Annotated in this window: 12 protein-coding genes; 6 read left to right on the top strand and 6 right to left on the bottom strand. The window is 33.2% G+C overall.

Annotated elements, in window-relative coordinates:
• Positions 1-157: 157 nt before the first annotated feature.
• The 4 genes from rpsJ to rpsL are packed head-to-tail and all read right to left on the bottom strand — an operon-like array spanning position 158 to position 3525.
• Positions 158-463 carry a 30S ribosomal protein S10 gene (gene rpsJ / locus AAEO57_RS02235; protein ID WP_007803605.1) on the bottom strand — a complete coding sequence of 102 codons (306 nt, stop codon included), beginning with the start codon at positions 461-463 and terminating at the stop codon, positions 158-160.
• A 10-nt stretch (positions 464-473) separates the two neighbouring features.
• On the bottom strand, positions 474-2630 hold the full coding sequence (gene fusA, locus AAEO57_RS02230) for an elongation factor G (protein WP_144338060.1): 2157 nt from the start codon (positions 2628-2630) through the stop codon (positions 474-476).
• 10 nt (positions 2631-2640) lie between these two features.
• Positions 2641-3117: a 30S ribosomal protein S7 gene (gene rpsG, locus AAEO57_RS02225; protein WP_026727879.1), complete on the bottom strand. Its 477-nt coding sequence runs from the start codon at positions 3115-3117 to the stop codon at positions 2641-2643.
• 24 nt (positions 3118-3141) lie between these two features.
• The gene (rpsL, locus tag AAEO57_RS02220; protein ID WP_007136570.1) at positions 3142-3525 is read right to left on the bottom strand and encodes a 30S ribosomal protein S12; all 384 of its coding nucleotides are present in this window, start codon (positions 3523-3525) and stop codon (positions 3142-3144) included.
• A gap of 186 nt (positions 3526-3711) precedes the next feature.
• Between rpsL and AAEO57_RS02215 the strand changes: the two genes are divergently transcribed.
• From AAEO57_RS02215 to AAEO57_RS02190, 6 genes are all read left to right on the top strand, one after another.
• On the top strand, positions 3712-5415 hold the full coding sequence (locus AAEO57_RS02215; protein ID WP_341689107.1) for a BamA/TamA family outer membrane protein: 1704 nt from the start codon (positions 3712-3714) through the stop codon (positions 5413-5415).
• An 84-nt stretch (positions 5416-5499) separates the two neighbouring features.
• Positions 5500-8655 carry a SusC/RagA family TonB-linked outer membrane protein gene (locus tag AAEO57_RS02210; protein ID WP_341689105.1) on the top strand — a complete coding sequence of 1052 codons (3156 nt, stop codon included), beginning with the start codon at positions 5500-5502 and terminating at the stop codon, positions 8653-8655.
• Between the two features lie 10 nt (positions 8656-8665).
• Complete coding sequence (locus tag AAEO57_RS02205; RefSeq protein WP_341689103.1) at positions 8666-10375, top strand: SusD/RagB family nutrient-binding outer membrane lipoprotein; 1710 nt, start codon at positions 8666-8668, stop codon at positions 10373-10375.
• Positions 10376-10392: 17 nt separating this feature from the next.
• Positions 10393-11283 (top strand): hypothetical protein, encoded by an 891-nt coding sequence (locus tag AAEO57_RS02200; RefSeq protein ID WP_341689101.1) that lies wholly within the window; start codon positions 10393-10395, stop codon positions 11281-11283.
• Positions 11284-11367: 84 nt separating this feature from the next.
• Complete coding sequence (gene rlmB, locus AAEO57_RS02195) at positions 11368-12102, top strand: 23S rRNA (guanosine(2251)-2'-O)-methyltransferase RlmB (RefSeq protein ID WP_341689099.1); 735 nt, start codon at positions 11368-11370, stop codon at positions 12100-12102.
• Positions 12103-12149: 47 nt separating this feature from the next.
• Entirely contained in the window at positions 12150-12950 is an 801-nt protein-coding gene (locus AAEO57_RS02190) for a DUF2490 domain-containing protein (protein ID WP_341689097.1), read from the top strand.
• A gap of 2 nt (positions 12951-12952) precedes the next feature.
• Here AAEO57_RS02190 and AAEO57_RS02185 read toward each other — a convergent pair whose 3' ends face one another.
• Together AAEO57_RS02185 and AAEO57_RS02180 are read right to left on the bottom strand one after the other, a co-directional pair.
• On the bottom strand, positions 12953-13459 hold the full coding sequence (locus tag AAEO57_RS02185) for a hypothetical protein (protein ID WP_341689095.1): 507 nt from the start codon (positions 13457-13459) through the stop codon (positions 12953-12955).
• 68 nt (positions 13460-13527) lie between these two features.
• A complete protein-coding gene (locus AAEO57_RS02180; RefSeq protein WP_341689093.1) occupies positions 13528-14289 on the bottom strand; it encodes a rhomboid family intramembrane serine protease in 762 nt (253 codons plus the stop codon).
• Positions 14290-14319: the final 30 nt, after the last annotated feature.

The following is a 14319-nucleotide window of genomic DNA, read 5'->3' as shown; positions in this document are numbered from 1 at the left end:
AAACTCTGCATCGCTTTAAAACAAAGGGATTTATATAAATTTTCCAGAAAAATCCAATCTTAAAATCCCGCAAGAAGACACAATGAAAGCTATTTTAAAAAACAAAAAAAAGCGAGACATTTCTGACTCGCTTTTTATATGAAAAAATATAAAAAAATTATACTTTTATCTCTACTTCAACACCACTTGGCAATTCAAGTTTCATTAAAGCATCAATAGTTTTAGATGAAGATGAATAAATATCAATCAATCTCTTGTATGACATTACTTCAAATTGCTCTCTCGCTTTTTTGTTAACGTGCGGAGAACGCAATACAGTGAAAAGTTTTTTGTGAGTTGGCAACGGAATTGGACCTGTTACAACTGCTCCAGTAGTTTTTACTGTTTTTACGATCTTTTCAGCAGATTTATCCACCAACATGTGATCGTAAGATTTTAGTTTTATTCTGATTTTTTGACTCATTTTCTTAAAATTAAGCGTTACCTTTTGCTTTTTTGATTACCTCTTCTGAAATATTAGAAGGTGTTTCTGCATAGTGAGAGAACTCCATTGTTGAAGTAGCTCTACCAGAAGATAATGTTCTTAATGTAGTTACATAACCAAACATTTCTGATAAAGGCACATCAGCCTTGATAGTTTTAGCACCATTTCTATCACCCATGTCATTAACTTGACCTCTACGACGGTTCAAGTCACCTACGATATCACCCATGTTTTCTTCAGGAGTAATAACTTCGATTTTCATGATTGGCTCAAGAATAACAGCTCCAGCAGCACGTCCAGATTCTTTATAACCCATTCTTGCAGCTAATTCAAAAGAAAGAGCATCAGAATCCACAGGGTGGAAAGATCCGTCTAATAAAGTTACTTTCAAACTATCAACAGCGTATCCAGCTAATGGACCTGTTTTCATAGCTTCACGGAAACCTTTTTCAACTGCAGGGATATATTCTTTAGGAACGTTACCACCTTTTACCTCATTAACAAACTGTAATCCTACAGGAACTTTACCATCAACTTCATCAGCAGGCTCAATTCTAAATACGATATCACCGAATTTACCACGACCTCCAGATTGTTTCTTGTAAGTTTCTCTATGTTGAGCAGATTTAGTAAACGCCTCTTTATACTCTACTTGCGGCTCACCTTGGTTAACCTCTACTTTAAACTCACGTTTCATACGATCAACTAAGATATCTAAGTGAAGCTCACCCATACCAGAAATAATAGTTTGACCTGAAGCCTCATCAGTTCTTACAGTAAAAGTTGGATCCTCTTCAGCTAATTTAGCCAAAGCCATACCCATCTTATCAACGTCAGCTTTAGTTTTAGGCTCAATAGCAATACCGATTACAGGCTCTGGGAATTTCATAGACTCCAAAATGATTGGATTCTTTTCATCACAAAGTGTATCTCCAGTTTTGATATCTTTAAATCCTACAGCAGCCCCAATATCTCCAGCCTCAATAAATTCGATTGGATTTTGTTTGTTAGCGTGCATTTGGTAAATACGAGAGATTCTCTCTTTGTTACCAGAACGAGTATTTAAAACATAAGAACCAGCATCTAAACGTCCAGAGTAAGCACGGAAGAAAGCTAAACGACCTACGAATGGGTCAGTAGCAATTTTAAATGCTAAAGCAGCAAACGGCTCTTTTACATCTGGGCGACGTAAGATTTTAGTTTGATCTTCTTCTAATAATTCAGCATCATCAGGGTGAATTCCTTCGATACCTTCTTTATCTAATGGAGATGGTAAATATTTACAAACAGCATCTAACATGAATTGAACTCCTTTGTTTTTGAAAGAAGAACCAGCAAGCATAGGAATGATTGCCATATCAATAGTAGCTGCTCTTAATGCATTGTTGATTTCTTCCTCTGTAATAGAGTTTTCATCTTCCATGTATTTATCTAAAAGATTCTCATCATAAGTAGCGATCTCTTCGATAAGGATAGAACGGTAGTGTTTTACATCATCAACCATATCAGCTGGGATATCCACAATATCAAAAGTAGCTCCTTGAGTTTCATCATGCCAAACAATAGCTTGATTTTTTACCAAGTCAACAATACCTTTAAAATCTGCTTCATCACCAATAGGTAAAGTAATTGCAACCGCATTCGATTTCAACATATCTTTAACCTGTCCGCATACAGCTAAGAAGTTAGCACCTTGACGGTCCATTTTGTTTACGAATCCCATACGAGGAACTCTATATTGATCAGCAAGCCTCCAGTTAGTTTCTGATTGAGGCTCAACACCATCAACAGCACTAAATAAGAAAACTAAACCATCAAGTACACGTAAAGAACGGTTTACCTCTACAGTAAAGTCAACGTGTCCAGGAGTATCAATAATATTAAAGTGATAAGGCAATGATTCTGGAAGAACTTTACCTTGCTCTGTTGGGAAATTCCAAGTACAAGTTGTAGCAGCAGAAGTAATTGTAATACCTCTTTCTTGCTCTTGCGCCATCCAGTCCATTGTTGCAGCACCATCGTGTACCTCACCAATTTTATGTGACTTTCCAGTGTAAAAAAGAATACGCTCAGTTGTTGTTGTTTTACCAGCATCAATGTGAGCAGCAATCCCGATATTTCTTGTATATTTTAAATCTCTAGCCATTTCTTACGAATTAAAATCTAAAGTGAGAGAATGCTTTATTAGCTTCTGCCATTTTGTGAGTATCCATTCTTTTCTTAACCGCAGCACCTTCTTCTTTAGCAGCAGCTAAACACTCAGAAGCTAAACGTTGTGCCATAGATTTTTCATTTCTTCTTCTTGAATAAAGTATTAACCACTTCATTGCCATAGAAATTTTTCTGTCTGGACGAATCTGCATTGGAATTTGGAATGTAGCTCCACCAACTCTACGGCTACGTACTTCTACGTGAGGCATAACGTTTGTTAAAGCATCTTTCCAGATCTCTAATGAAGTTTTCTCATCATTTTGCTTTTTAGTTTCGATGATATCAATTGCATCATAAAATACTTTAAAAGCTGTAGATTTCTTACCATCCCACATTAAGTTATTCACGAAACGTGTTACTAATTGGTCATTAAACCTTGGATCCGGTAAAAGTGGTCTTTTCTTTGCCGCTCTTTTTCTCATGTCTTTTTCTTAAAAGTTTTTAAATTACTTTTTTGCTTCTTTTGGGCGTTTAGCACCGTACTTAGATCTTCTTTGCGTTCTACCTGCAACACCTGACGTATCAAGCGCTCCACGAACGATATGATATCTAACACCTGGTAAATCTTTTACCCTTCCACCTCGCACTAATACTATCGAGTGCTCTTGTAGATTATGTCCTTCTCCAGGGATGTAAGCATTCACCTCATTACCATTTGTCAAACGTACACGCGCAACTTTACGCATTGCAGAGTTTGGTTTTTTTGGTGTAGTAGTGTAAACACGCGTACAAACCCCTCTTCTTTGAGGACAAGAATCTAAAGCAACCGATTTACTCTTCTTAGTGATCTGAGTTCTTCCTGTTCTTACTAATTGTTGAATTGTTGGCATAATTAATACTAAAAATTATTATGTTTATTAAATTCCCGCTTTTTACGGGGTTGCAAATGTATAAAATAAATCCCAGTATACAAACGTTAAATCATTAATTTTCAACAACATTATTTATCCTTATGATTTTCGAAACAATCTGCAGATATTTGCAAGACTCTAACTAAACAAACAAGACAATTACTTTTGAAACAGTTAATCCAAATATTTCTTTTTTACCTTATAAGTTTACCTGCTTATACCCAAAGTTTTAATTTAAAAATACAGGGGACAAATAAAACTGAAAATACAATTATAGACTCTTTAAATTACATTCAAAAACACCCTAACACCAAATCCTTAACAACCGAAATAATCACCTCAATAGAAAAACTCCACAAAAAAGGATATTTAGACGTCAAAACACTTGAAAACAACAAAACAAACGACTCAACATACACCTGTAAATTATCCATTGGAAAACAAATAAAACACACCTATATATATATAGGTAGAAATCATTCTTTTTTCAAAGACACAGAAATACAAAAAGACACTGTAATTATACCATATAATGAGACCGAAAACTATCTCAATCAAAAAATTATTGATGCAGAAAAACTAGGTTTCTCTTTGAGCAAAATAAAACTGGAAAACATCAGAAGAAAGGATTTGATAATTTATGCCGATTTATTTTTAAATCCAGAAAAAAAACGTCTTCTAAATTCCATTATAGTAAATTACACAAACGATAATCGTAAAGATTATTTTCCAAAAGGACACCTAAAACAATTAAACAAAAAATACATCAATAAAACATTCAATCAAAAAACAGTCAAAGAACTTTATGACGACATCAACAATTTTGGCATTGTGAACCAATCTAAATATCCGGAAATATTATTCACGAATGACTCTACAAAAATCTACATCTACATCGAAAAAAGAAAAGCAAACAATTTCGATGGTTACATTGGTTTTTCAAATGATGAAAATAAAAAAATCAATCTAAACGGTTACCTTGACATAACCTTACTAAACACTCTTTTAGCTGGAGAACAATTTTCACTATACTGGAAAAGCGATGGAAACCAACAAAAAACATTCAACACAAAGCTGGAAATCCCCTATATATTCAAATCTCCCTTAGGAATCAAAGCACAACTAAATATTTTTAAACAGGACAGTACATTCCAAAACACAAAAACAGCAATCGATCTAGGATACTACCTAAATTACAACACCAAAATATACATAGGATACCAAACAACAGAGTCCAGTGATATCCAAAACACAAACAGCACAACAATAAGCGATTTCAAAAGTTCATTTACCACTTCCACATTCGATTATATAAAAACAGATCCTGTTAATTATTTGTTACCAAAAAAGGCCAGTCTTAACTTATTATTAGCTTTTGGAAAGAGAAACACAAACAACCAACCCGAAACAGTGACTTCTAGCAATCAATTTTACACTAACTTAAACTACTCATACAACTTTGAACTCAATCAAAAGAATTTTATTAACATAAATTCACAAAATTTTTATCTCTCAAGTAAAAACTATATAGCAAACGAATTATTCCGTTTTGGAGGAATAAATTCAATTAGAGGTTTTCTGGAAAACAGTTTACAAGCAAATCTTTTTTTATCAATTCTTACAGAATACAGATACCTTGTTTCAAAAAAACTATATATCAATTCAATTCTTGATTATGGAGTATATCAAGACCTAACAAGAAGCGAGAACAAAACCAAACTCAACAAATTAACAGGAATTGGACTCGGAACAACAATACAAACCACAAGCGGCATTTTAAAAATTAACATCACAAATAGCATAACAGACGAACAAAATTTAAAATTATATAACACTATCGTAAACATATGTTATAATGTTAAATTTTGATGTTTACCGAAAAAACATTTTTATTTATTAGGATAGTTAACAAATTATTAAGAGTTTTGCGATACTAATTCAAAATATTTAAAAATGAAACTAAAGTTCAATGGATTTTTAGTGCTTTTATTGGCACTATTTGCACAAATCACATTTGCGCAAGAAAGAGCTGTTTCCGGAACAGTTTCCGATAATGCAGGAATGCCTTTACCAGGTGTTAGTGTGTTAGTTAAAGGAACAAAAACTGGAACACAAACAGACTTTGATGGTAAATTCTCTATTAAAGCTTCACCAAACCAGGTATTGGTATTCAGCTACATTGGGATGAAAGCTCAAGAGATTGTTGCTTCCTCAACATCTTTAAATGTAAAGTTAGCTGATAACACTACACAACTTGAATCGGTTGTAGTAACTGCTTTTGGGATTAAAAGAAATCCAAAAAAATTAGGATATGCTGTTAGTTCAGTAAAACCTGAAGAACTTACACAGATTTCAGAGCCTGATTTATCAAAAGCTTTACAAGGAAAAGTTGCAGGTGTAAATGTTAATGTATCTACAGGTGTAGCAGGGGCTGCTAACCAAATCACCATCAGAGGTGTTAACTCATTGATTGGAAATACAGACCCTCTAATCATCGTGGATGGTATTGCGTACAGTAATGTATCAGTAACAAGTACAAGTCAAATTACCGGTGGTGGTGGCTACGAATCAGCATTATCATCTTTAGATCCAAATGACATTGCAAGTGTTAACGTCCTAAAAAGTACCGCAGCGGCAGCACTCTATGGTTCAAGAGCTATGAATGGAGTTATCGTTGTAACAACCAAATCAGGAGCTTCAAAACCAACTAAAACAGAAAAACTAAGCGTAAATGTTGGTTTGGGATCCTATTTGGAAAATATTGCCAACTTACCTGAATACCAAAACAAATATGGAGCAGGAACTCTTTATCAATACTCAAATGCAAATGGATCTTGGGGACCACGTTTTGATTCTTTAGAAACAATTCCAACATGGCCTACTTTGTTAACTGCATTTCCTGATCAATTTGGACCTACAGTTCCTTATGTTGCTAAACCTAACAACGTTAAAGATTTATTTAGAACAGGCTCCGTACTAGACAGAACCATTGGATTTAACTACTCTGGACCTGATGGAACTTTTAATGCTACTATTTCTAATTTAGATCAAGATGGATATATTCCATTCAATACATATGACAGAACTTCTATGTCTGTAGGAGGAAATTTCAAATTAAGCAAAAAGCTTACTGTTGGCGGTAACATGAGTTATGCTAAAACTAAACAAGTTGGAGGTTTCTTTGGAGAAAATCAGTTCGCAGGTGCATCGTCATCATTTGCTAGAACATTATTCTTAGCTAGAAACTGGGATTTAAACTTACCATATACCGATCCTGTTACGGGTGGATCTGTAACACCAAACGGAACTCAATTTGACCATCCACTATGGTCTTGGGAACATGATCAAATTACTACAAATACAGACAGAATTGTTGCTGGAATCAATTTAAATTATGCATTCAACGATAATATTTCTGCTTCCTATAGAGTAGGTTTAAACAAATATTCATTAGACAGAATCCAAATTCGCGATTTAGCATCAAGAGCTAATAACGGTTTAGGAAACTTGTTAAGTGATAAATACATGAATGAAGACATAGAATCTACACTTTTAGTTAACTTCAATTATGACTTAAGTGAAAAGTTCAAATTAGCTGCCATAATAGGTAATAACGTATTACAAAATAATTATTCAAGAATTACAAACGAAGGTAGAGAATTTATTAATCCTGATATATTTACATTTCACAATGTTAAAAGTATTATCAACTTAGGGGATGACAGAGCTCAAAAAAGAAACGTAGGTGTTTTTACCGATGTAACATTGTCATACAAAGACTATTTATTCCTTAATGCTACTGCAAGGAACGACTGGAGTTCTTCACTACCAAAAGATAACAATTCTTACTTCTACCCATCTGTAAGTAGTTCTGTAATTTTGACTGATGCATTTAATATTGACAGCAAAGTATTAACCTTCGCTAAATTAAGAGCTTCATTCGCTAAAGTAGGTAGAGATAATGATGCTGAGTTTTTAAAAATCTCATATGATCAAGGACAAGCTTACAATACTCAACCACAACTTGGAAACAATACAACATTAGGTGATCAGCAAGTAAAACCTGAATTCTCGGAAGAGTTTGAAGTTGGTACAGATTTAGAATTCTTTTCTAAACGTATAACTTTAGATTTAACTTTATATACCAAAACAACCACCGATTTGATTACTGATGTTACAGTTCCAAGTTCAACTGGTTTCGAAGTATTAAGAACAAATGCAGGCTCAATAAGAAACAAAGGTATTGAAATTGGATTAGTCTTAGTTCCAGTAAAAACAAATAACTTCAAATGGACATTAAGCACTAATTTTACGAAAAATGAAAATGAAGTATTATCTTTAAAAGAAGGATTAGAAAGAATACAATTAGACCCTAATCAAATAGCATACGCTATTCCTGGTGAAGCATTTGGAGTATTTTACGGTACAAAATTTGCACGTGATGCAAAAGGAAATTTCTTGATTAACAGATCTGGAGGAGCAATCATTCAAGATCCTAACTTAGGAATCATCGGAGATCCAAATGCTGATTTTAAGGTGAGTTTTGCTAATACTTTTGTTTACAAAGCTTGGAGCTTAAGAACTCAATTTGACTGGAAACAAGGTGGAGATATATCTTCTTCAACTATTCAACAATTACTTGGTAGAGGTGTTACTAAAGATACTGAAGACAGAGAAAAAACTCATATCATCCCTGGTTACTATGGAGACAGTGCTACTGGTCAGCCAATTTTAGATGCTAATGGTAATCAAATACCAAATACAATTCAATTATCTACTCAAGAGTTATATTTCTCTCCTGCAGGAGGTAACACATTTGCAATAAACAGTGTTGACGAAGCTGATATATATGACGGTACAGTTTTTAGACTAAGAGAAGTAAACTTAACTTATGATGTGCCTTCTAAAGTCTTAGACAAAACACCATTTGGCAGACTTAGCTTTAGTATTTTGGGTAGTAACTTATGGTATTATGCTCCGAATGTTCCAAAATACACCAATTTTGACCCAGAAACTACTAGTTACGGGAATTCTACTTTACAGGGTATCGAAACTTCTGCTGCCCCAAGTGGAAAAAGATTTGGTCTTAAAGTTAATTTAACATTTTAAAAAAAAAAACATGAAATTAATTAACGATATAAAAAACAATAAAGCTATTTTAGTTTTATTAACTATTACTGCACTTTTTAGTAGCTGCAGTGATTACTTAGATGTTGATAAAGACACCGATGATCCTACAATCGCACCATTAAATTATTTATTAACGAATATTGAAACTACTGTTGCAACAGTTGGAGATTTTAATAATAATAGTGGTGGACTTATTTCAACATATACACATCAAATGACTTCTAGAGAAGAAGAAGATCAGTATGGACTTCAGGTTGGCAATATCAATATGACTAATGATTGGGATGCTATTTATTTAGCCCTAAATGATATTGAAACTTTAATCAAACAGGGTACAGCTTCTGGAGATTTAGTTTATGTTGGAATAGCCCAAATGCAAAAGGCTTATATCATGAGTTACGCAGTTGATTTATGGGGAGATGTTCCTTACTCTGAAGCTTCAAAATTAACTAGTGGTGTATTAGCTCCAAAATTTGATAACCAAAAAGAAATTTATGCGAGTGTATTTGCATTGATAGAAACTGCAAAAGCAAATTTGGCAAGTAATGCAGGAACAAAAAAGCCTACAACTGATGATATTTTTTATGGTGGAAATACTGGGAAATGGATAAGATTTGCAAATACTTTCAAGTTGAAATTATATAATCAAACAAGATTAACAAGTGATTTTGATCAAAATGGTTTCAATGCACTTATTGCTGAAAACAATTTCTTTACATCTAATGCTGATGATTTTCAATTTGCACGTTTCAATTCGATTTCGCCAACTAATGAAAGAAATAAATTGTTTATAGAATCTTATGAAAGTACTCAGTTTGGCTCATACCAAAGCCCTTGGTTTTATGAAATTTTAAGGGGGGTGAATCCAAATATTCACACGGGAAATCCAGACCCTAGAATTCGTTACTATTTTTATAACCAATTAAAGCCAAATCAATTCCCTCCTGATCAAGGAAATACAACAACAGGAAATCCAAATGCAGATTATTGGGATAAATCTACAGGTTTCTTTAGTATCCGATTTGGAAGTACAGGTCCTGACAGAGATAAAAGTGCAGAAAACTCTTATACATACCCAGGTATATTTACTTCAGGGGGTAGATATGATGATGGACAAGGTGGTTCTGTTGCTACTTTAGCTACAAAATCTGGTACTGGAATAGCTCCGCATAGAATATTAACTTACGATGAGTTTTTATATATTCAGGCTGAATTAATTCAAGTTGGAAAATTACCAGGAAGTGCGTCTACAAAACTTAGAGAAGCAATTACTAAAAGTTTTGAAAAAGTTGACCAAGTGGTTCTCAACAACAAATCAACACAAACTGTACCGGTACTAACAGGATCTACAGCTGTAACTAACTTTATAAATAAAATCATTACTGAATTTACTTCTGCTTCAACAGACAAACAGTTAGAAATCATCATGACTCAAAAATGGGTAGGTACTTTTGGAGATCCAATGGATCAATATACTGATTACAGAAGGACTGGTTATCCTATATTGGCTAACCCATTAAGCACAACGAAAGAGTATCAATTAAACAATGGTGATGCATTTCCGTTGAATGATTCACAAACAATACAGAACAATCCTTTTCAATTATCTATATACTGGCCACAAAATGAATTAAATACAAATGCGAATGCGCCAGCGCAAAAAGTTCCTAGCACTTACAAAATATTTTGGGATAACTAACCATAAAAATTGAAAAAATGAAAAAATTAAAATTAATATTTACATCTATATTGTTAGTCTTTATAGCTGTATCATGTGATAACGATGGAGGCACCTCAAAAATTGATACAATTGAGGGAGCTGTACCTAATATACAAAAGATTGCCGGAACAGATCAAGGATTAAATTTATTGGCACTAAAAAATGGTGAGGACATTGATTTGGGATTAACTTTCGACACTGGATTTGGAAAATTTTCTTCTTTGGATGTCGTTGGTTTTTACACTAAAAACGGGGTAACGGAAAGGGCCGTTTTGAAGGCAAATGTTTCAGGTTTTCCTGCAACAATACATTTCAATCAAAATGATTTATACAATGCCTTTAATTCAATAAATTCGGCAAATGACATTACTACTTCAGACGTTTTAAAGATTAGTGCTGATCTTAAACAAAAAGACGGAACAATATTAAAAATGTATGATGAAAAAGGCGTAGCGCTTTTTGGTTCTGACATTGCTAATACTACCTTATTTTCAGTTTTTCAAAACTATATTGTTTCTTGTCCTTTAGAAGACGCTTCTCTTTTTAATGGAAATTACAAAGTTACTGCGGATACATGGCAAGATTATAGCGTTGGAGATATTGTTCCTGTAGTTTACAACCCTTCAAATGGTCAATATGTTTTTAGAATTTTAAATACGGCGAATCCATATTTAATAAACGCCAGCACATCTTACATAATCGGTACAATAAATCCAGTTAATAATTCTGTTACAGTCACTAGTAATGAACAATGGAATTATGGTCCTGGACAAGTTTATACGGTTACTGGTACTGGAAATGTTGGATCATGTACTGGAGACATAAATTTAAAGATTAGATTTAGTGGCTCAGCTGAATATACTTTCAATTTAGTTAAAGCAAACTAATTAAAAATTAATTTGATAACACAAACCATCCCATTCATTTGGGGTGGTTTTTTTTATATAAAACATTATACCTACATTTGTCCTATGGAAAAAGAACATCAAATATTTGGAATCAGAGCCATTATAGAAGCCATTCAGGCAGGAAAAGAAGTAGACAAAGTATTTATCCAAAAAGAAATTTCGGGTGAATTAATGAAGGATTTAATGAAGGTAATGAAACGTGCCAATATTAACTTTTCCTACGTACCTGTTGAAAAACTAAATCGCTTAACACCAAATAACCATCAGGGTGCCGTAGCAACCATCTCCCCTATTGGTTTTATCGATTTGGAACACCTTGTTGAATCAACTATTGAATCCGGCTCTAAACCTTTATTTTTAATATTAGACCAGATTTCTGATGCAAGAAATTTTGGTGCCATCATAAGAACTGCAGAGTGTACAGGTGTAAACGGAATCATTATTCAAAAGGCTGGATCGGCACCTGTAAACGGTGACACTGTAAAAACTTCTGCCGGAGCTGTTTTTAATGTTCCAATTTGCAAAGTTGAGCATATTAAAGATGCTATATTTTATCTACAGGGTTCGGGAATTAAAACTGTTGCAGCAACTGAAAAAACAGATCAAAATATTTATGACATTACCTTAGACGAGCCTGTAGCCATTATTATGGGGTCTGAAGACAGGGGAATTAATCCATCTGTTCTTAAAATTGTTGATGAAAAAGCAAAATTACCTATGTTTGGATCTATCGGATCTCTAAATGTTTCTGTAGCCTGTGGAGCTTTTTTATATGAAGCTGTTCGTCAACGATATTAGAAAAAATGTAGAAATTGAGATGCTAATATAAAAATCAAACTATTCAGATGTACTTCCAAACTGCACAATTTATATCTATAAAAAAAATCAGTTTGCTTGCTGCATTATTTATTATGAATTTAAGTGCTGCTCAAACTGAAACTTATGGGCAATTTTGGAACGAATTACAATTTAACAGAACCATAAATAATAAATGGTCTGCTGAATTAAATATTAACAGTAGCTATAGCAGCACAGAATCATCTTCTAACATTTTTGAAAATAATATTCAAAGATCATTCAGAGGCTGGGGGCATTATTACTTAACCCCACGCTGGAAACTTTCTTCATTTGTGGCATATTATAACAACAAGGATGTTCCTGAAATCGGGCAATTTAAATCTCCTGAATGGAGATTTGCCCTACAGGGAATATACTATTTTCATAAAACCGGATATACACTTAGTACAAGAACGAGAGTCGAACTCAGACATATAAGAAACGAAGATTATGACTATGAAAATGTGATACGCTACCGACAGCAAATTAAGTACATTAAACCTATCAACAGCAAGGTTCTTAGAGAAGGTGTTGTTTATGCTCTAGCGTCTGATGAATTGTTTTTTAAATCAAATACCAAAGTAACAGGAATCAGCTTTTTTGACCGTAACAGATTAAACATAGGGGTAGGCTATTTGTTTACCGACAATATACAATTAGAATTGACGTATGTAAATGAATATCTTCCTCGTGATAACGGAAATCAAATCACAAATGCTGCTTCTTTAACACTCATTTTCAATAATCTTTTAAAAAATATTAATAAAAAACTGCATCAGAAAAATGAGATTATAACTCATGACGAATAACTTTATTTATCTTCTTCTTTAAAAACACAAGCCAATTGTTTCATGATGGCCTGTTTATGTAACTTAAAGTTATAACTTCTAACAAACTCTGTCCCCTGCATATTAATTTCCGCTGAGATAGCTTCAAAATTTGAGAATGCCTTAATATCTTTGTTGTCAATTAAATATAAAACCTGCATTATCGAATCATTATTTTTATATTGAGTGTCGTAATGAGTCAATTTATATATTTTTTTATCGGCAAGTTCAATAAACAAATCATCTTTGATTTTTTTGCCGTCTTTTTTAGAAGGAAATGGTGTCGGCTGTAAGGCAACAAAAAAATGTTCTTTGTCGGTTACTATACTTATCTTTAGAGATTTTGATTTTGTTGTATAAAAAACAGCAGGTTCAAAATAAAACTCCATTGTGCCGTCAGCCAATACTCTGTTTTTTATATCACACTGAGCAAAAATTTCTGAACTAATCAATACAGTCAGAAAAACGGTTATTAAGTATATCTTTTTCATACGAAACATATAAGATTATCCAGCACAAACAAAAATAACCAATTCTAATCAAACTGACATTCTCTTAATCATTTATCTTCTGACTCTGTTTTAGTTATAACATAATTAACCGAAACATCAGAATTAAAATAAGTAGAAATTATTTCAGTCTCTTCATCAGGATTTTCTGTATTAATAAAGTTACCATTTTCGTCAAAATGCTTCATAAAAGGATCCTGAGCTGGGTCAAAATCATGTCTTTGCCAGTCATAAACAATTGGCTTAGCATATTCTGGCGCTTTATAACACAAAGACAGCCCAAATCCAGTAATAAAACCTCCTAAATGTCCTTCCCAGGAAATATTTTGATCTACATCAGGAAAAACATACCAGATCATTCCACCGTACAATAAAATTACAGCAAAAGACAACGCTACTAAACGATAATAACGAGTCTGGATTCCTTTAAAAAAAATAAAACTTACTAAAACATAAATTAATCCACTTGCTCCAATATGATAATTTTCACGACCTATAAGCCATGTGATTAAACCCGAAAATAAAATTCCGTAGCCAATAACCCCTACAGATTGTTTAGAATAAAAAAACTGTAATGCCGGTAATAATACAACAAGCGGAATAGAGTTGTTATAAAGATGATTTAAATTCTCATGAATAAACGGACTAAATAAAACCCCCTGTAGTCCGGAAAAATCACGTGGATAAATTCCGTTTTGATAGAAATCGAAATCAAACCGAATCTGAATCCAATAGATAATCCACAAAATAAGAACAAAAAAAACCGGAAGTCCAATTATAGTATTTGAAAATTTAAAGTGATTATCAGTCATGTCCTAAAAGAATCTATTAAACAAAAAACA

Source organism: Flavobacterium calami (assembly GCF_038290035.1).
Lineage (GTDB): Bacteria > Bacteroidota > Bacteroidia > Flavobacteriales > Flavobacteriaceae > Flavobacterium > Flavobacterium calami.
Note: the sequence above shows the minus strand (reverse complement) of the source record. Positions and strands in the feature narration are given on the sequence as shown.

Excerpts from the sequence above, each read along its gene's own strand:
- rpsJ (WP_007803605.1), bottom strand. The coding sequence starts at position 463 with ATGAGTCAAAAAATCAGAATAAAACTAAAATCTTACGATCACATGTTG.
- AAEO57_RS02210 (WP_341689105.1), top strand. The coding sequence starts at position 5,500 with ATGAAACTAAAGTTCAATGGATTTTTAGTGCTTTTATTGGCACTATTT.
- AAEO57_RS02190 (WP_341689097.1), top strand. The coding sequence starts at position 12,150 with ATGTACTTCCAAACTGCACAATTTATATCTATAAAAAAAATCAGTTTG.
- fusA (WP_144338060.1), bottom strand. The coding sequence starts at position 2,630 with ATGGCTAGAGATTTAAAATATACAAGAAATATCGGGATTGCTGCTCAC.
- AAEO57_RS02185 (WP_341689095.1), bottom strand. The coding sequence starts at position 13,459 with ATGAAAAAGATATACTTAATAACCGTTTTTCTGACTGTATTGATTAGT.
- rpsL (WP_007136570.1), bottom strand. The coding sequence starts at position 3,525 with ATGCCAACAATTCAACAATTAGTAAGAACAGGAAGAACTCAGATCACT.
- rpsG (WP_026727879.1), bottom strand. The coding sequence starts at position 3,117 with ATGAGAAAAAGAGCGGCAAAGAAAAGACCACTTTTACCGGATCCAAGG.
- AAEO57_RS02205 (WP_341689103.1), top strand. The coding sequence starts at position 8,666 with ATGAAATTAATTAACGATATAAAAAACAATAAAGCTATTTTAGTTTTA.
- rlmB (WP_341689099.1), top strand. The coding sequence starts at position 11,368 with ATGGAAAAAGAACATCAAATATTTGGAATCAGAGCCATTATAGAAGCC.
- AAEO57_RS02180 (WP_341689093.1), bottom strand. The coding sequence starts at position 14,289 with ATGACTGATAATCACTTTAAATTTTCAAATACTATAATTGGACTTCCG.
- AAEO57_RS02200 (WP_341689101.1), top strand. The coding sequence starts at position 10,393 with ATGAAAAAATTAAAATTAATATTTACATCTATATTGTTAGTCTTTATA.